General features: G+C 36.3%; 14 protein-coding genes. 2 read left to right on the forward strand and 12 right to left on the reverse strand.

What is annotated here, in order from left to right:
• Window positions 1-90 precede the first annotated feature (90 nt).
• Window positions 91-1,011, reverse strand: coding sequence for a tRNA epoxyqueuosine(34) reductase QueG (gene queG / locus P178_RS0103770; RefSeq protein ID WP_027064966.1), 921 nt, complete (start codon window positions 1,009-1,011; stop codon window positions 91-93).
• A gap of 2 nt (window positions 1,012-1,013) precedes the next feature.
• A complete protein-coding gene (ruvB, locus tag P178_RS0103775) occupies window positions 1,014-2,036 on the reverse strand; it encodes a Holliday junction branch migration DNA helicase RuvB (RefSeq protein WP_027064967.1) in 1,023 nt (340 codons plus the stop codon).
• A 130-nt stretch (window positions 2,037-2,166) separates the two neighbouring features.
• On the opposite strand from ruvB, the gene P178_RS0103780 reads away from it, so the two are divergent.
• Window positions 2,167-4,431 carry an acyl-CoA dehydrogenase gene (locus tag P178_RS0103780; protein WP_027064968.1) on the forward strand — a complete coding sequence of 755 codons (2,265 nt, stop codon included), beginning with the start codon at window positions 2,167-2,169 and terminating at the stop codon, window positions 4,429-4,431.
• Here the strand turns inward: P178_RS0103780 and P178_RS0103785 are convergent.
• The 9 genes from P178_RS0103785 to P178_RS0103825 form a co-directional block, all read right to left on the reverse strand.
• Complete coding sequence (locus P178_RS0103785; RefSeq protein ID WP_027064969.1) at window positions 4,428-5,255, reverse strand: GIN domain-containing protein; 828 nt, start codon at window positions 5,253-5,255, stop codon at window positions 4,428-4,430. The genes P178_RS0103780 and P178_RS0103785 overlap by 4 nt on opposite strands.
• Window positions 5,256-5,386: 131 nt before the next feature.
• Entirely contained in the window at window positions 5,387-7,216 is a 1,830-nt protein-coding gene (locus P178_RS0103790; protein ID WP_027064970.1) for a cbb3-type cytochrome c oxidase subunit I, read from the reverse strand.
• Window positions 7,217-7,277: 61 nt separating this feature from the next.
• A complete protein-coding gene (locus tag P178_RS21390; RefSeq protein ID WP_051638162.1) occupies window positions 7,278-8,381 on the reverse strand; it encodes a cytochrome c oxidase subunit II in 1,104 nt (367 codons plus the stop codon).
• A 32-nt stretch (window positions 8,382-8,413) separates the two neighbouring features.
• A complete protein-coding gene (locus P178_RS0103800; protein ID WP_027064971.1) occupies window positions 8,414-9,748 on the reverse strand; it encodes a hypothetical protein in 1,335 nt (444 codons plus the stop codon).
• Window positions 9,749-9,763: 15 nt separating this feature from the next.
• Window positions 9,764-10,324, reverse strand: a complete 561-nt coding sequence (locus tag P178_RS0103805) for a c-type cytochrome (protein ID WP_027064972.1) — start codon at window positions 10,322-10,324, stop codon at window positions 9,764-9,766.
• Window positions 10,325-10,326: 2 nt separating this feature from the next.
• A complete protein-coding gene (locus tag P178_RS0103810) occupies window positions 10,327-10,857 on the reverse strand; it encodes a DUF3341 domain-containing protein (RefSeq protein WP_027064973.1) in 531 nt (176 codons plus the stop codon).
• A 2-nt stretch (window positions 10,858-10,859) separates the two neighbouring features.
• A complete protein-coding gene (nrfD, locus tag P178_RS21395) occupies window positions 10,860-12,605 on the reverse strand; it encodes an NrfD/PsrC family molybdoenzyme membrane anchor subunit (RefSeq protein WP_081819386.1) in 1,746 nt (581 codons plus the stop codon).
• A gap of 32 nt (window positions 12,606-12,637) precedes the next feature.
• Window positions 12,638-15,757 carry a TAT-variant-translocated molybdopterin oxidoreductase gene (locus P178_RS0103820; RefSeq protein WP_027064974.1) on the reverse strand — a complete coding sequence of 1,040 codons (3,120 nt, stop codon included), beginning with the start codon at window positions 15,755-15,757 and terminating at the stop codon, window positions 12,638-12,640.
• A 33-nt stretch (window positions 15,758-15,790) separates the two neighbouring features.
• Entirely contained in the window at window positions 15,791-17,161 is a 1,371-nt protein-coding gene (locus tag P178_RS0103825) for a c-type cytochrome (RefSeq protein WP_027064975.1), read from the reverse strand.
• 231 nt (window positions 17,162-17,392) lie between these two features.
• Between P178_RS0103825 and P178_RS0103830 the strand changes: the two genes are divergently transcribed.
• Entirely contained in the window at window positions 17,393-17,764 is a 372-nt protein-coding gene (locus tag P178_RS0103830; protein ID WP_036145677.1) for an SPOR domain-containing protein, read from the forward strand.
• A gap of 57 nt (window positions 17,765-17,821) precedes the next feature.
• On the opposite strand, the gene infB is transcribed toward P178_RS0103830, so the two are convergent.
• Window positions 17,822-20,659: a translation initiation factor IF-2 gene (gene infB, locus P178_RS0103835; RefSeq protein WP_027064977.1), complete on the reverse strand. Its 2,838-nt coding sequence runs from the start codon at window positions 20,657-20,659 to the stop codon at window positions 17,822-17,824.
• Window positions 20,660-20,694 lie beyond the last annotated feature (35 nt).

The following is a 20,694-nucleotide window of genomic DNA, read 5'->3' on the forward strand; positions in this document are numbered from 1 at the left end:
TTTAGAGCGACTACCAATATAATATAATTAAGGCTGACCTTGAACATAACTATTCAGAAATAGCCAACGAAAACGATTGAGAAATTTAATTTATTTTAAAAAATCGATATTTCTAGTGAGTCCATCGTACTTCGTTCTTTTTACAGCAGATTTTTTAAAAACTTTCTGAAAGACATCCACTGTAATTTCTTCCCAATCTTTTTTAGTCATGCTAAGTAAATCTGGGTTTGGGTTAAATAATGGTTCATTATGTGGTTTAGAAAACCGGTTCCATGGACAAACGTCTTGGCAAACATCACAGCCAAACATCCAATCATCAAAAGAACCTTTCATTTCACTTGGAAGCTCATTCTTTAATTCAATGGTAAAATAAGAAATACACTTACTACCATCTACCACATAAGGCTCAACAATTGCTTGAGTAGGACATGCATCTAAGCACGCAGTACATGTGCCACAATGGTCAGTTACTGCATGGTCATATTCTAATTCTATATCGACAATCAACTCTGCTATAAAATAAAAAGAACCTACTTGCTGGGTTAGTAAATTGCTATTCTTACCAATCCAACCTAAACCACTCTTTGCTGCCCATGCCTTATCTAAAACTGGAGCAGAATCTACAAAAGCACGCCCGTTTAACTCGCCGATTTCTTCGGTTATAAATTCTTGTAACTGCCTAAGTTTAGATTTAATGATATGATGATAATCTTGACCGTAAGCATACTTTGAAATCTTATAGCTATCATCTGTTTGTGTTTCTTCGGGATAATAATTTAGTAATAATGAAATGACAGATTTAGAGCCTTCAACCAGTAACCTAGGATCTAATCTTTTATCGAAATGATTCGCCATATAGCTCATTTCGCCATTCATGTTCTTATTGAGCCATTTTTCTAATCTCGGAGCCTCTTCTTCCAAAAAATCTGACTTGGATATACCGCATGATAAAAAACCGAGGCGTTTGGCTTCGGTTTTAATACTATTTGTCCATTTAGATTTTATGTCTATACTCAAAACAATCCAGGTTGAATTCCTCCTTTTATCCTTCCAAGGTGTTTGTAAGCCAATTCGGTTACTTCCCGACCACGTGGAGTTCTCATAATAAAGCCTTGTTGTATTAAAAAAGGTTCGTACACTTCTTCAATGGTTTCTGCACTTTCAGAAACGGCAGTAGCCAAGGTAGTTATACCAACAGGACCTCCTTTAAATTTATCTATTAAAGTAGTAAGAATTTTGTTGTCCATCTCATCTAAACCATGCGCATCTACGTTTAAGGCCTTTAAGCTGAATCTTGATATTTCCATATCAATAGAGCCATTACCTTTAATTTCCGCAAAATCTCTAACCCTTCTTAATAAGGCATTACAAATTCTAGGGGTTCCTCTACTTCTGCCCGCAATTTCTATTGCAGCATCTATAGTTATGGGTACACCTAAAATTTCTGCACTACGTTCCACAATGGTAGATAACAATTCTGTAGAATAATATTGCAACCTACTTTGGATACCAAATCTCGCACGCATAGGCGCTGTTAACAATCCAGATCTTGTGGTTGCACCAATTAAAGTGAAAGGATTTAAATTAATCTGCACAGACCTTGCATTTGGTCCAGACTCAATCATTATATCAATCTTATAATCCTCCATGGCAGAATACAAGTACTCTTCAACTATAGGGCTTAATCTGTGTATTTCATCAATAAATAAAACATCTCTTTCTTCTAAATTGGTAAGAAGTCCGGCTAAATCTCCCGGTTTATCCAAAACAGGACCAGATGTAATTTTAATCCCTACTCCCAACTCATTCGCTAAAATATTAGCCAATGTGGTCTTACCCAAACCAGGAGGACCATGAAATAAGGTATGATCTAACGCCTCACCTCTTCTATTTGCTGCCTCAACAAATACCTTAAGATTTTCAAGCACTTGCTCTTGACCTGTAAAATCGTCAAAATTTATGGGTCTCAATGCTCTTTCAATATCCAATTCCTCGTTAGAGAAACCTTCCGCAGATGGGTCTAAATGCTCGTTCATAGACTAACAAAGATAGACAAACACTAGATAACTTATTCTATAAGAAATTAGCTTATTATATTTTAACTTATACCTAAATGAAGCGTTAATTAGCTTATACAATTCTAACTAAAAATTGTAATTTCATGGCATGACAAAAGAAAATTACACCGCAACTGTTCTTCAGTATATACCAGTATTTTATATCATATGGTCAGACGACCTATTATCTGCATCAGAAATCAATGTAGTTACCAATGCTATTTCCAACGACAGTACCCTATCAACTGAAGATAAAAAGCAACTGAAAACTTGGTTGAATATTAATAATCCACCAAAAAATCAATTACTTAAATCTTGGAAGCAATTGATAACCAATAGCGGTGTAAAATTGGTAGAACATGAAACTTACCCCTTAACAGCATTTAGCCAAAAGGTTGCTATACATTATCATCATAACATCCCTTTTAATGAGCATATTAAAAAGATTGAAATAAATTTAGGCATACAACCCAATCACTACAACCATTTATTTGATGTTCATATTGATCTAGATAAAAAGGCCTCTCAATATTCAGCTAAGCAAATAGACAAAATCCTAAAAGGAGACCATGCAGATGTCATAGATTCTTTTAGAAATGTTTTGAGTGACCCCATATTCTCATGGAAAGTAAGACGTGACAAAGAGGAATTTCGCAATCATGTTTTGAAACAGGTTGAGTTTTTAGCCGATAAAGGTTATGGAGCAATGGCTTATCCTGATGGATACGGTGGCGCAAATGACATGGAAGGATATGCCACAATTTTTGAAAATATGATGTGGGCAGATGGAAGCTTAACGATAAAATTTGGTGTGCAATTTGGACTGTTTGGAGGAAGCATTCAAAAACTTGGAACAAAGAAACACCATGATAAATATTTGGGCGCAGCGGGCACGGCAGAGTTATTAGGTTGTTTTGCCATGACGGAAACCGGACACGGCTCTAACGTTCGTGGTATTAAAACGACAGCAACGTATAACAAAAACTCCGAAACGATTATTATACATACCCCAGGCAAAAATGACAACAAAGAATATATTGGCAATGCCATACATTCTAAAATGGCATCGGTATTCGCGCAATTAATCGTTAACGGAAAAAATCAGGGAGTTCACGCTATTCTAGTTCCACTTAGAAATGAAAACCATGAACTTTTACCGGGTATAACAGTTGAAGATAATGGATACAAACTAGGACTAAACGGAGTAGATAATGGCAAAATATGGTTTAATCAAGTAGAGGTGCCAAAAGAAAATCTATTAAATAAGTATGGTACTATTCTAGGCAACGGTGACTATTACTCAGAGATTAAAAATCCGAACAAGCGATTTTTTACCATGTTAGGCACCTTAGTTGGTGGGCGTATATGCGTTGCAAGAGCTGGTTTAGGTGGAGCTAAATTTGCTTTAACGGTAGCCATTAAACATGCTTTAAAAAGAAGACAGTTTAATGACAGCGTAAAAATTCAAGAAGACCTATTGATGGATTACCCATCTCACCAATTACGATTAACCCCATTAGTGGCAAGTGCATATGTTTATCACATCACTTTAGACAAAATGATGGAGTTATATTGCGATGAATCTCAACCAGATAAACGACAAATTGAAACGCAAGTTGCTGGCTTAAAATCAATAATTACTTGGTATGCAAATAATGCTATACAAGAATGTAGAGAGGCTTGTGGAGGTAAAGGATATCTATTAGAAAACCGAATTGCAGATTTAAAAGGTGACGTTGATATCTTCACCACCTTTGAAGGTGATAATAACGTATTATTACAACTTGCGGCTAAAGGTGTGCTATCAGATTTTAAAGCAGAATTCAATAGTGCAGGTTTCTCAACAGTATTGAAATTGTTGAGCTCACAGTTAAGTGATAAACTATCTACCATTAACCCTCTTTACACCAATAAGACCGACAAAGATCATTTATATAATCCTAAATTTCATGTACATGCTCTAGAACATAGAACAAGACGCCTAACCTATACTATTGCCATGAGGATACGAGGATATATTAAAAAAGGAATTCCGTCATATCAAGCCTTTTTAAAGGTTCAAACTCACCTAATGACACTTGGCAAGGCGTACAGCACAGAACTAGCATACAAATCCTTTATAGAACATAACAGCACTATTGCAGACCTAGAATACAAAGCATTATTTGAAAAATTGGGCACTTTATATGCACTTCATGAAATTAGAAAAGATGCTTCTTGGTATCTAGAGCAAGGCTATATTAGCGGAAATAAATCAAAAGCGATACGCCAAAGAGTTGAACGTTTATGCACTGAGTTAAGACCGCATTTAGATAGCCTGGTAGATGGTTTCGGAATACCTGAACATCTTATGACAGCCCCTATTGCCAATTAATTCCTTTCCTTTTCTAGTCGAGAAGTGTCTAGAAAGTCTAAGATGGTAATTTTAGCCTCGCCATACAATTTAGTTCTAGTACTTCCTTTAGAATTAAGTTGTAGGGTGTTTAATGCTCTAATTTCAATATCTGGAGAGTCCTCAGTAATTAAAAGGACATCATTAGACTGAAGGTCTGCAGCTTTAAGAGAGCTATTACCATACATTTTTGCCATTAAAAAATCGGCAGTACCCTCCAACTTAGCAGAAGCATTTTTATACATATAGATATTGTTGCTAGAACCTGTTGTATATAACTTAACATCTATTCTGTCTTTTAAGGTAATATTTAAGGAGTCACTAGCTAAATTAAAATCACCAGAACTTATCTCCTCCATAGTAATATCCATAATATCAGCAGTAGCATTAAGTTCTAACCTAGATGTACCAAAAGTAGCCACTTTTAATCGATCCGTCGAAATAACATCTTTCATACTAATTTTACCATTTAGCATTTTAATACTTCTCAACTCTTGAAAGAAAATTGTAATCTCTAATTTCTTTTTTGAAGTGATATTATAAAAAGAAGATATTTTCAAAACACCATTATCAACTTTAAACTTTAGAACATCTAAAAGATTATCATCAAGCTCTAAGACATAACCTTCTTGTGATGCCTTTTGAATAACAATATCTAAATCATCTACCAATTCAATTGCCGTAAATGGAGCTAAATCCTCTCTTACTTCAATAACATTCTTATTTCCTTTAATCTTGGGCTTACGTTGTGTATAACCGGAAAAGGAGATAAACAATACAACTACTAATAGGGTGAACTTTTTCATAATCTAAACTTCTAATATAAAATGAAGATATCTAATATAATTTAATCTTATAACAACTTAGCAATATCTTAAGAGCTAAACAAAAAAAAGCCCAACTATTGCTAGTTGGGCTTTTTTTATATTTATATAGTCTAATGACTCATTTCTTCTTCATTCTCTTGCAAAGGTATATGTTGAGGAATGTAATCTTGACCTGGAATATAATATTCCCCATTCTCATCTACTTTACTATAATCATAAGACCATCTATGAACCTCAGGTATAGCACCAGCCCAGTTACCATGTACATGCTTTTGTTCAGCAGTCCATTCTAACGTATTAGATTTCCAAGGGTTAACAGGACCAACCTTACCATAGAAAATGCTATAGATAAAGTTTGCAACGAATACTAATTGAGCAGCACCAGCAATAATAGCAAATACAGTCATTAATACTTGTATATCCGCAAGTTCATCAAACATTGGGAAAGCCGTATTTTCATAATATCTTCTAGGTACACCAGCCATACCAACAAAATGCATTGGGAAGAATACACCATAAGCACAAATTGCAGTTACCCAAAAATGAACATAACCTAAATTCTTATTTAAAAGTTTTCCTTCAAACATCACAGGGAACCAATGGTACACACCCGCAAACAAACCGTACAATGCAGATATACCCATTACTAAGTGGAAGTGAGCAATCACAAAATAAGTATCATGAACATTTATATCTAACGTACTATCTCCTAAAACAATCCCTGTTAAACCACCAGTAATAAAAGTAGATACAAAGCCAATGGAAAATAACATTGCCGGGTTTAATTGCAAATTACCTTTCCAGAGTGTTGTAATCCAGTTAAACGCTTTTACAGCAGAAGGAATAGCAATTAATAAAGTGGTAAATGTAAATACAGATCCTAAAAATGGATTCATACCAGAAATAAACATATGGTGACCCCAAACAATTGTTGAAAGAAAAGCAATTGCAAGAATAGAAGCAATCATGGCACGGTAACCAAAAATAGGTTTACGAGCACTAGTAGCCATAATCTCAGATACTAATCCCATTGCAGGTAAAATTACAATATATACCTCTGGGTGTCCTAAGAACCAAAACAAATGTTCAAATAGAACAGGTGAACCACCTTGATAATGTAAAACTTCACCTTGAATAAATATGTCAGATAGGAAGAAAGAAGTACCAAAACTTCTATCCATTATTAATAAAAGAGCTGCAGATAATAAAACCGGGAAAGAAATTACACCGATAATCGCGGTAACAAAAAATGCCCAAATTGTCAAAGGCAATCTAGTCATTGACATACCCTTTGTTCTTAGATTTATTACGGTAACAATGTAATTCAAAGATCCTAGTAAAGAAGATGCGATGAATATTGCCATTGAACTCAACCATAAAGTCATACCCAAACCAGATCCAGGCTGAGCCATAGGTAATGCACTTAATGGCGGATAAATCGTCCAACCAGCAGCTGCAGGCCCTGCTTCAACAAATAATGAAATAACCATTATAACAGCAGAAACAAAAAACAGCCAAAACGAAACCATGTTTAAGAAGCCAGACGCCATATCACGGGCACCTATCTGCAACGGAATCAAAAGATTACTAAATGTACCACTTAGACCAGCTGTCAAAACAAAAAAGACCATTATGGTACCGTGCATGGTAACTAACGCCAAATAAATATCAGCATCCATTACCCCACCTGGAGCCCACTTACCTAACAGAGTTTCAAAAATCGGAAAAGATTCCCCTGGCCAAGCCAATTGCATTCTAAATAATAATGACATCGCAATACCAATAAAACCCATTACCAATACACCTGTTATAAGGTATTGTTTGGCAATCATTTTATGGTCTTGACTAAAGATATACTTTGTTACAAAAGTTTCTTTATGATGATGTCCATGATCGTCATGTGCGTGATCATCTACATGTGCATGTGCTGTTGCTGACATAATCGAAATCTTATTTTTATTAATTTTCTTATTATAGCTTTGTTAACTAGAGAATATAGAATTATTCTCCTACTGAAACTGAACTCACTGTATTAAATGCTGGAGCCGTATCATCTTTCATTACCGTTTCGGCAAATGTTGATTGATCTTTCATCCACGCATTATACTCTTCCTCTGTTTCTACAATTATCTTCATCTGCATGTTGTAATGTGATTTTCCACAAATCTTATTACAAAGCAATATATAATCGAATTCCCAAGGATCTAATGCTTCACCAGTACTTGCAGCCTTTTCTGCACGTATTTTATTCGTTCTTTTTACCTTGTCCAAAACATCTGGATTAGATCTCATTTCCTCTGTTGTATAAATTGGAGTAAAAGAAAACTCAGTTATCATACCTGGAACACAATTCATTTGTGCTCTAAAGTGAGGCATATAAGCAGAATGTAAAACATCTTGAGAACGCATTTTAAAATTCACCTTTCTTCCAACTGGCAAATGCAATTCTTTTACAATAACATCATCATGTGCATAAGTATCTGATTCGTCTAGACCTAATACATTAGCCTTATCAATGTCAATCATTCTAACATTAGAACCACCAAGAACATTATCTCCACCACCATATCTTGCTGTCCAGTTAAATTGCTGAGCATACAATTCTACAATTAGTGGATCATCTTCATCATTAACATCCATTATCGTTGTCCATGTGTATAATCCCCAAAGAATAAGACCAGCCAGCACAATTACAGGAATAATTGTCCAGATAAACTCTAAACGATCATTGTCTGCGTAGAAAAGGGCTTTTTGACCTTTCTTACCACTATACTTATAACCAAAGTAATGTAATAATGCTTGGGTTAAAGTCTGAACTATGAAGATAATAACCATTGAAACCAACATTAGGCTATCATACTCCTCACCATGTGCAGAACCTGCTTCAGGTAATAAGAATTTACTGTATTTCCAAAAACTGAAAATGGTTATTCCATAAATAAATATCAAGAATGCAAATAACATGTATCCGTTATTCTTGTTATCACTATCCGTTGCTATTTGGTGATTCTCGGTTTTAAGCTGAGATAATTCAAAGATTTTAGTCAACTGCCATATGGCAATCGCAACAAGAACAAGAACAGCTAAAGTCAATAATGTCGTCATCGTATATATAAATGTTATACTTTACTTATCTATTAATAATGAAAGTGTCTACTTTCTTCAATAAACGGATTTCTTTTTGGTTGTAGAGGTGCCGTTGCAAGTGCTCTAAATACCCAAAATATAAATAAACCTGCGAAAAACAATACAGATCCAATTTCAGGAATACCAATATACCAGTTCTTACCTACTGTAGAAGGCATAATGGCGTTAAAAATATCCATATAGTGACCCGCTAAGATTACAATACCAGTTAAAATAACAAACCAGTTAACTCTTTTATAATCACTATTCATTAATAACAGCACAGGAAATAAGAAGTTCATAGCTACCATACCAAAGAAAGGCAATCTATAATCAGCAATTCTGGTGATGTAATATGTAACTTCTTCAGGAATATTAGAATACCATATAAGCATGAACTGAGAGAACCATAAGTATGTCCAGAAAATACTGATACCGAACATAAATTTAGCTAAATCATGAATATGACTATCGTTCACATCTTGTAAAAGTCCTTTAGACTTCAAGTAAATTGTAACCATTGCAATCACAGTGATACCAGATACGAACATACTAGCAAAAATATACCACCCGAACAAAGTACTAAACCAGTGTGGCTCAACACTCATAATCCAATCCCAAGACATGATAGACTCAGAGATTAAATAGAATACCAAGAAACCAGCAGATATTCTAAAGTTTAATTTGAAATTAGAATTATCATCAGACTCATCTTGAGCTAAAGATAATTTTCTAGAATACTCTCTATAACCAATCCAACCCGCTAAAAATATAGCTGCTCTTATCAAAAAGAAAGTAGGGTTTAAATAACCAGATTTACCTTGTAGTAAAGCATCGTGAGCTACTACCGTTTCATCCATCCAAATAAACAAATGATTCATGTGCAATACAGAAAGAAGTAAAATAACAAATACTATAATACCGCCAGGAACCAAGTAAGACGTTATACCTTCCATAACTCTGAATAACAAAGGTGACCAACCTGCCTGCGCAGCACGTTGTATAGCATAAAATGCTAAAACACCAAGTGATATCATCATAAAAAAGAAAGCCGCAACATACAAAGCTGCCCAAGGTCTATTTTTAAGTTGATCTAATAAATGTTGATCATGAGAAGAATCATGTTCCTCTCCGTGAGTATCGGCAACAGCATGATCATTCTCTTGTGTTGAATGTTCAGCTTCAGCTCCATGATCATCACCATGACCAGAGTCATGACTTGCCACCATTTCTTTCGCCTCTGCTATGGTTCCAGGAGCCATAACAAATCCTCCAATGATTCCTAATGCACCTACTATCATTAGAACGATGGACGCTATTTTGAGTCTATTTGAAAACGTATACATAGTATTGTTTACCTATTATTTGGTTAAATCTTGTTTCAGTTTCATTACATATTCAGATACTTGCCACATCTCTTCTGTATTCATTTGAGATGCATAAGAACCCATTGAATTCAATCCATAATGAATTGTATAATATGTAGATCCTACTGTCAAGTTTCTTACTGGGTCAGCATAACTAGGAACACCTAATATCTTTTCCCTTTTAACAAGTGTACCTTGTCCGTCACCTTTGTCACCATGACAAATAGCACAATAAATTGTATATAATTGACCACCTTTTGCTAAGTTAGCCTCCACATTCATTGAATCCAAAGGACTAGACTGCAATCTTGATAATTCTTTACCTTCTGGAGAATTTTCAATTTCATATGGCAACCACCCTCTATTTATTGTATTTGCCGGAGGCAACATTGCTTCTGATTTATTTGGCAAAAAATCTGCCTCACCATAAGCTTCATAACCTACAGATTCATACATATTAGGCATGTACTGATAATTTCGCTCACGCTCATTCTGGCAAGAAGTTGCCACGATAGCCAAACCGAATACTATTGCTAATTTCTTAAAACTGTTCATATTTAATGACTGTTTTTTTCTGAGATATTAATTTCAACTGCACCAGTATCCATTAATAAGTCTCTTAGTTCTTGCTCGTTGTCATGGATTTCTATCTCCATCAAAAAATGATCATCCGTAGTTCTAACATCTGGATTCTCAGCTTCTTTAAAAGGCCATAATCTACTTCTTAAATAGAATGTTATAACCATTAAGTGGGCAGCAAAGAAAACCGTTAATTCGAACATAATAGGCACAAATGCCGGCATGTTTTCCAAGTAGCTAAAACTTGGTTTACCACCAATATCTTGTGGCCAATCTTCTATCATGATGTAATTCATCATTAACACTGCAACAGTAAGACCAACACAACCATATAGAAACGCTGTAATTGCTAATCTTGTTGGAGCTAACCCCATAGCTTTATCCAACCCGTGTACAGGAAAAGGACAGTATACTTCGTCAATATGATGTTTCGCTGCTTTTACCTTTTTAACGGCAAGCATAAGAATATCATCATCATCGTAAAAAGCGTGTATAACTTTAGATGCCATATTTATCTTTTGTTATTTAATAAAATTGCTGCTTGTCCTGCCCAGTCATCACGTTGAGCTCTACCTGGGAAAGAACCTGTAATAGAATCTAACAAATTGTACTCGCTCTCGGTCATTCTAGCAACTTGAGCGAATGTATAAATTCCAATTTCGTTTAAAGTAGCCTCCATTTGTGGACCAATACCTTTTACTTTTTTCAAATTATCAGGTTGTTGAGTTGTAGCATCGAATGTTCCAACTGCACTTAACAAGTCTGATACACCAATCTTATCATCAACAGGTGCTTTTACCTCACCCATTATGACATCATCAGTAATTGGTTCTCTTACTTCACTTTTTAATGGAGTAATTGTATACAATGGCTTACCTGCATCCCTTAGTGTTTTATACTTTTCACCAGAAGCTTTTAAAATAGATTTAACTTCTGCCTGGGCAATAACAGGGAACGTTCTAGCATATAAAAGAAATAGAACGAAAAAGAAACCAATAGTACCAATGAATATACCGATATCAACAAATGTCGGCGAGAACATTGCCCAAGATGATGGAAGGTAATCTCTATGTAAAGAAGTTACGATAATTACGAATCTCTCGAACCACATACCTATGTTTACTATAATAGATATAAAGAAAGAGAACATAATACTTGTTCTAAGTTTCTTAAACCACATAAACTGTGGAGAGAATACGTTACAAGTCATCATTGACCAGTAAGCCCACCAGTAAGGTCCGGTTGCTCTATTCAAGAAAGCATACTGTTCGTATTCAACACCAGAATACCATGCCATGAATAACTCTGTAATATATGCACAACCTACAATAGATCCTGTAAGCATTATTACGATGTTCATCAACTCAATATGCTGAATAGTAATATAATTTTCTAAGTGACATACCTTTCTCATTATTATTAATAATGTGTTCACCATTGCGAAACCAGAAAAGATAGCCCCAGCAACGAAATAAGGTGGAAAGATAGTTGTATGCCAACCTGGTATTACCGAAGTAGCAAAGTCAAATGATACAATAGTATGTACAGATAATACCAAAGGCGTTGCTAAACCAGCAAGTACCAAAGATACTTCTTCAAATCGTTGCCAATCTTTAGCACGACCTGTCCAACCAAAACTTAACAAGCTATAGATTTTCTTTTGGAAAGGCAATACAGCCCTATCACGAATCATAGCGAAATCTGGTAGTAAACCTGTCCACCAGAATACTAATGAAACAGAAAGATATGTTGATATCGCAAATACATCCCAAAGAAGTGGAGAGTTAAAGTTCACCCACAATGATCCAAATTGGTTTGGAATTGGAAGTACCCAGTAAGCCAACCATGGCCTACCCATGTGAATAATTGGAAACAAACCTGCTTGTACAACCGAAAATATGGTCATTGCTTCTGCAGAACGGTTAATTGCCATTCTCCATTTTTGACGAAACAATAATAATACCGCTGAGATCAAAGTACCGGCATGTCCGATTCCTACCCACCAAACAAAGTTGGTAATATCCCAAGCCCAGTTAACTGTTTTATTAAGACCCCAAGTACCGATACCGGTAGAGACTGTGTAAATAATACAACCTACTCCCCAAAGAAATGCCACTAAGGCAATGGAAAAAACTATCCACCAATGCTTATTTGCTCTTCCTTCTACTGGGGCGGCAATATCCACAGTTACATCGTGGTAGCCTTTGTTCCCAATTACTAGGGGTTTACGTATAGGTGCTTCGTAATGCGACGCCATAGACTTTTGTTATAATTACTTTCTACTATTGTTTATGCTTCGTTGGTGTTTCTAACCTTAACATGGTAGAAAACATTTGGTTGAGTACCTACATGCTCCAATAAATGGTACATACGATCACTCGCTTTTAATTCTGCAACTTTACTCTTCTCATCATTAACATCACCAAATACTATGGCTCCATTACTACAAGCAGAAGAACAAGCTGTTTGAAACTCTCCATCTTCAATAACACGCCCATCTCTCTTGGCATCTAAAATAGTCTTCTGTGTTTTTTGAATACACATAGAACATTTCTCAATTACTCCACGAGAACGAACATTTACATCTGGGTTCAATACCATTTTACCCAAATCATTATTCATGTGGAAATCAAACTCATCATTGTTATTATACAAGAACCAGTTAAATCTACGTACTTTATAAGGACAGTTATTTGCACAATATCTTGTACCTACACATCTGTTATAAGCCATTTGATTCTGACCTTGTCTACCATGTGATGTTGCCGCAACAGGACAAACAGTTTCACAAGGCGCATGATTACAATGCTGACACATAACCGGCTGAAATGCCACTTGAGGATTAGCAGAAGGATCTTCCAATTCTCCGAAACCTCCTAATGAACCATTATCACCAGATAAACCATCAAAACCATCTTTCTTCTGATTATCTCCTTCAAAAGTTTCTTCTGAAGAATAATATCTATCGATACGCAACCAGTGCATATCCCTAGACTTTCTTACTTCAGCCTTACCTACAACAGGTACATTATTTTCAGCATGACAAGCGATAACACAAGAACCACAACCGGTACATGCATTTAAATCGATAGACATATTAAAATGATGCCCAATAGTACGATCAAAGCTGTCCCATAAATCAACCGAAGTTGCGGGAACCTCTTGATGATCTAAAGAAACCATAGGAACTTCATTCCACTCAGAATGATTTTTTGTATTGAATATCTCTAAAGTTGTTTCCTTTATGATATCACCTCTACCCATTAGGGTTTTATGCAATTGAATACAAGCAAACTCATGATTTCCCGCTACTTTCTCTACACTTACAGATTGGTTAGCATTGAAACCGTCATACAAAGCAAATGCATTAACACCTGTTTGCATATCCTCTTTCAAGCCTACTTTTTTACCATAACCAAAAGAAAGACCTACAGTACCTTTTGCTTGACCAGGCTGCACAACTACAGGAACTTTTTCTAAACTAACACCGTTAACGGTTAGCTTAACATAGTTACCATCCATACCGCCATTTGCGACATTTACATTCTCTACACCTAATTCAACAGCATCCGCCTTAGATATAGTAACATAATTATCCCAAGACACTCTTGTAATTGGATCAGGAAACTCTTGAAGCCAAGGGTTACTTGCCTGCTGCCCATCACCCATACCTACTTTTGAATATAAAGTAAGCTCCATTCCTTCGCTAGTAGTATTTGCTAGACTACGTATCGCCGAAGCCATAGAAGTATTCGCCACTACCTCAGTTGGTGTTTCCGATGCAACTACATTTTGAGCAGCACCTTCTTCATTCACTACCATTGTATCGGCACTGAAAACACCATCTTGCAATGCTTGATTCCAATTAGCTCCGTTAAGAACACTACTTGACCAAGTATCTTTTATATAATCATAATACGATTGCTCACTTCCTAATAGCTCTAAAACTACAGTTTGGAACTGCTTCGTATCAAATAATTCTTTAATTGTTGGTTGCATTAAACTGTAATGCCCCTTTTTTATCTGAACATCTCCCCAAGACTCTAAGTAATGGTTTGTTGCACCTACATACTGAACAGCTTCAGTAGTCTCATTCCAATTGGTTGAAAATGCAACTGTAAGGTCTACTTTAGCCAAACCTTCTTTGAAATCTGCTGCATTAGGCAAAGAATAAACAGGATTAACCCCGTCCATTAACAAAGCACCAACCCTACCAGCTTTCATATCGGCAATTAAAGCATTTACAGCCTTAACACTACCCTTTCTAATATACTTAGGAGCAGCAGTATCAAAAGCCTTACTTGATAACATCTCATTAATTGCCAAAACAACCGCCTGAGCATTTACATCATCCAACCCAGTAACAACAACCGCATTAGATCCAGCCTTCTTAATTTCCGCAGCAATAGAATCAACTAATACATCATATTCTGAAGTGTTACCACCGACAGATGTACCATTTAATTTACCGTATAATTTAGCCAAAACAACTTTCTGAGCACTTGGCTTCATAGCCACACGCTTATCTGCGTTAGCACCAGTTAATGACATATTCGCCTCTAACTGTACATGTCTTGACATTTTACCGTTCTTAGGCACACGACCTCTAGAATAACCAGCATCATATCCGCCACCTTGCCAATCAGCAATAAAATCCGCACCAAAAGAAACTATAAGATCAGCTTTTTCAAAATCGTAATCCGCTAAAGCACGCTCACCGTATTTATTTTCAAAAGCATTTAAAGCAGCATCCTCTGATATTGCATCATAAGTTACATGAACAACATTCTCATTAGCAGCAACTAAATCTGCCATTAATCGATCTGTTGACGGACTGGCATATGTTTGCGTAAGTATCGCTATTTTCTTAGCCGAACCTTTAAGTCCACCCATTTTAGCTTTAACCGTTGCTTTCAGCACATCCCATTCAACAGGCTCACCATTCGCCATCGGCCCTTGCAATCTTGTACTATCGTACAAAGAAAGAACTGAACCTTGAATTCTAGCATTTGCAGAACCACCTATTTTCGCCAAGGTATTATTCTCAACCTTGATAGGACGACCTTCACGAGTTTTGATCAATATACTTGCAAAGTCAAATCCATTAGCTACAGTAGTCGCATAATAATTAGCAACTCCCGGCACTATATTTTCAGGCAAAACAACATAAGGAATCGATTTTACAACCGGTCCTTCACATGCTGCTAAAGAAGCTGCCGCGGTACTAAACCCAACATACTTCAAGAAATCTCTACGATTTGTGTTTGCAGAAGACAAAGTTTCCTTGTCACCCAAGAAATCATCCACAGGAATCTGCTCTACAAATTCATTCTGCTTTAGCGCCTCAACAATGGAATCGTTAGGATTTAACTCCGCCTCGTTCTTCCAATATTTTTTGTTTGATGCCATACGTATTCTGTAATTAGCTTCTTTAAATTATTATTAATAGTGACACTTACCACATTCCAGACCACCCAACTGAGCAGCTGTTAAATTATCTACACCGTACTTCTTAGAAAGCTCTGCATGTATTTTCTCGTAATACTCGTTACCTTCAACCTTAACATTCGTCTCTCTATGGCAATCAATACACCACCCCATGGTCAAAGGAGAATATTGATACATAATTTCCATTTCCTCTACAGGACCGTGACAAGTTTGACAATCTACACCTGCAACAGAAACGTGCTGCGAGTGATTAAAGTAAGCAAAATCAGGAAGATTATGAACTCTAATCCATTCTACTGGCTGACTCTCACCAGTATATTTTTGATTTTCCTCATCCCAACCAACTGCTTTATACAACTTCTTGATCTCACCTGTATAAAACTCATTAGTGTACCCATTTTCTAAATCTTCTTGCGAAGGACCTTCTGGATTACCCGTGTACTCGTAAATAGATTTATGACAGTTCATACAAACATTCAGAGATGGTATTCCAGATGTTTTAGAAACTCGTGCTGAAGAGTGACAATATTTACATTCAATTTTATTATCACCAGCATGTATCTTATGAGAATAATGAATTGGCTGAATAGGAGCATAACCTTGATCTACACCAACCTGCATCATCCATCCATAAGCGAAATAAGCACTACCTAACAATAATAGTATTGCAGTAACAATAACTAAAAATTGATTTTGAGCAAAAGCTTTCCAAATTGGAGTTCTTTTTGCGGCACCTTCTTTCTCTATCGCTATTCCGTTTGCTTGAGCTATACGCTGCAATGTCTTATTAACCAATAGCAACATGACCACTAACAACCCAAATACCAATACTAAGGCACCTAAAATAATTTCATTTGAAACCCCGGACGAAGAACCACTTCCTCCGGCAGCCGACTGAACATCCCCAGCAGCAGTGGCAGGAGCCGCAGCGGGTGCAGCAGCAGTATATGCTAATATATCATCAATGTCAGCGTTAGACAATGTTGGAAATGCCGTCATTGCAGCTTGATTGTATTCAGCATACAACTTGTTTGCATAAGCATCACCTGACTTTATAACAGCTGGACTATTTTTAATCCAAGCATAAAGCCACTCTCTATCTAAACCTTCATCTTCACTTAATCTACTTTCCACATTTTCTAATGCAGGACCCGTCATCTTACGATTTAACGCGTGACAAGCAGCACAGTTCTGATTGAACAAAGCTTTACCCTTCTTTGCATCTCCACCACCAGCGGCAGCCTCTACAGCTGTTGCATCTGCAGCAGCATCCTGCGCTATTAATGGACTTGCAGAAAATAAAATTGCTATTAGGGATAAACCTAAAATTTTAGAAAACTGATTTCGGTTTGGAACCTTTTTCATATATCGAATATTTCTATCGGAATCTTGGCATGATTTTGGTCATAGATGAAACCAATTACAATCCACCAAATGCCTAAATCGGAGACAAAAATACGACATAGACTTTATTTGAAAAATGTTAATGTATCTATAATTTACAATTTAGAAATATTCTAAATAAACAACCATTTATTTGTTTGATCCTGAATAAATTACTTTTGCAATGATTGAAAATAAAACTACAAATAGGTTATGAAAACACTAAGTACCTTGGTAATTTTTGCATGTATTACGCACTTTAGCTACGCGCAAGGCGCTAAAGTAAATATTCAGCAAGACCAAAAGATTGACCAATTGCTAGAGATATACAAATCTTCTTTAAGCAATAATGAATATTACAGAATACAGGTAGGTTTCGGAAATTACGCGAAAGCCCAAAGAATAAAAGCAAATGTCGAAGAAGATTTCCCAGAACTATCTTCAAAAATTGATTTTGACTCACCAACCTATCGTGTAAGAGTTGGAAGGTTCACTTCTAAATTAGATGCAGAACGAAAGTTTAATGAAGTTCGTGTCAAGTATCCAGACGCGATGTTATTAAAACCAAAAAAATCGACCAAATAGGTCGATTTTTTTTTGATATAATTTTAAAGGAAGCTTTTAAACAACCCTTTAATTTATTTATTTAGATTTCAACTTCTTCTTAACAGCAACCTCTTGGAATGCTTCGACAATATCACCTTCGTTGATATCATTATAGTTCTTAATCTGAAGTCCACAATCATAACCTTTTGCTACTTCTCTAACATCATCTTTAAATCGTTTTAAAGATGTTAAAGTACCAGTGTATATTACCACACCGTCACGTATCAATCTAATATTAGAGTTTCTAAAGATTTTACCACTAGTAACCATACAACCCGCAATGGTACCAATTTTAGAGATTTTAAATGTCTCTCTAATTTCAGCTGTACCAGAAATCTCTTCTTTCATTTCAGGAGACAACATACCTTCCATCGCATCTTTAAGATCATTGATAGCAGCATATATAATAGAATACATACGAATATCAATTTCTTCTTTTTCAGCAATAGCTTTAGCGTTACCCATTGGTCTAACATTAAAACCAATTATAACTGCATCTGATGCAGAAGCTAACAACACATCTGATTCCGTTATAGGACCAACTGCTTTGTGTATTATATTTACCTGAATCTCATCTGTAGATAATTTCTGGAAAGAATCTGTTAACGCCTCAACCGAACCATCAACATCACCCTTAAGAATAATATTAAGCTCTTTGAATTCCCCTAACGCTATTCTACGCCCAATTTCATCAAGTGTAATATGACGTTGAGTTCTTACTGACTGCTCGCGTTGTAATTGAGATCTTCTAGAAGCTATTTGCTTAGCTTCACGCTCATCTTCTAACACATAGAACTTATCCCCAGCTTGAGAAGCACCATCAAGACCTAATATAGATATTGGTCTAGAAGGTCCTACTTCTTTAACACTGTTTCCTCTTTCATCTTGCATTGCCTTTATCTTACCACTAGTGGTACCGGCCAACACATAATCACCTATCTTAAGCGTACCTGACTGCACCAATACAGTAGAAACATAACCTTTTCCTTTATCTAGAAAAGCTTCTACAACTGTACCAGTCGCATGTTTATCCGGATTTGCTTTTAGCTCTAAAATTTCAGCTTCAAGTAATACTTTCTCTAATAATTCCTTAACACCTAAACCTGTTTTTGCTGAGATATCATGAGACTGAATTTTACCACCCCAATCTTCTACTAACAAATTCATTTGCGCTAAACCTTCTTTAATCTTATCAGGATTAGCTGTTGATTTATCAACCTTGTTAATAGCAAAAACGATTGGCACACCAGCTGCTTGCGCATGACTAATAGCCTCTTTCGTTTGTGGCATGATATCATCATCAGCCGCTACAACAATAATTGCAATATCGGTAACTTGAGCACCTCTAGCACGCATAGCGGTAAACGCCTCGTGACCAGGGGTATCTAAGAAAGCTATACGCTCTCCATTTTCTAAAGTAACACCATAAGCACCAATATGCTGAGTAATACCACCACTTTCACCGGCAATAACATTTTCTTTACGGATATAATCCAATAAAGATGTTTTACCGTGATCCACGTGACCCATTACTGTTACAATAGGAGCTCTTGGCTTTAAGTCTTCAGGAGCGTCAACTTCTTCAACTATACTTTCTTCTATATCTGCCGTTACGAAATCAACTTCATAACCAAATTCTTCAGCTACAATAGACAAAGTCTCAGCATCTAAACGCTGATTCATTGTTACCATTAAACCTAAGGACATACATGCAGAAATAATTTCTGTCGTAGAAACACCCATCATAGTAGCAACCTCAGTTGCAGTAACGAACTCAGTAACCTTAAGTACCTTGTTCTCTAATTCCTGTTGTTCTAAATCTTTCTCAGTCTGCTCTCTATGCTGATCTCTTTTACTTCTTCTGTACTTAGCCCCTTTACCCTTCTTGGATTTACCTTGAAGTTTTTCTAGGGTTTCACGCACTTGTTTTTGTACATCTTCTTCAGTAGGCTCCACTTTTGCTACAGGCGCAAATCTACCCCTACCTTTATTTCTATCTCCAGTGTTAGCCGTACCTCTACTTTGACCAGGACCAGAAGGATTCTTTGTAACAATTCTTCTACGTCTCTTTTTACGATCCGTACTTGCTCTATCTGCAGGTTTTTTCTCTTCTTTCTTTTTCTTGGGCTTCTCGAACTTACTAAGATCGATTTTCTCTCCGGCAATTTTTGGTCCAGTTAATTTCTGGTATTGCGTTTCAATAGTTTTTGGAGCTTCAGGTTCTGGAGCAGCTTCCACTACTGGTTCTTTTGGAGTTTCTTTAACCTCTGCCTTTTTAGCGGCTTCAACTTTCGGTGTTTCAGCTTTTGGCGCTTCAACTTTTGGCTCCTCTTTCTTTTCCTCTGGCTTTTTAACCGCAGGTGCAACGACCTTAGGTTTTTCTAATATAACCTTACGAGTTTCCAAAATTTCAACTTTAGGCGTAACCTTTTCCTCGACTTTAGGAGCAATTTTCTCCTCAGCTTTTGGAGTCTCCTTAATAGGTTCTTCAACCTTCTTTTTAGGATTCAGGTCAATTTTACCTACCATTTTAGGACCAGCAAGTTCAACCTTGCCAACTAAGGTATTCTCTTCTGTTTCGGCGTTTCTTCGCTCACGGGCCAAGCGACGATCTTCTTGTTCTTTTTCTAATTGAACTCGAATAGCCTCCTTCTCTTTTCGTTTTTCTTCACCAACTTCCTTTGATGCAACTTTTTTACTCTTGTCCGTCTGGAACTCGTCAAGCAAAACCTGATAAACATCATCGGAAATTTTAGTGGTAGGCCTCGCTTCCACATCATGTCCTTTTCCGTTAAGAAAGTCCACTGCCCTATCCAAGGAAATATTAAGTTCACGAAGAACTTTATTAAGCCTTATTTTCGCATTGTCTGCCATAAATACTGATTCCCGTTCTTTTATTTAAGTGCTAA

Origin of the sequence: Maribacter sp. Hel_I_7 (genome assembly GCF_000688315.1) — a bacterium.
In the GTDB taxonomy this organism is placed as follows: Bacteria; Bacteroidota; Bacteroidia; order Flavobacteriales; family Flavobacteriaceae; genus Maribacter; species Maribacter stanieri.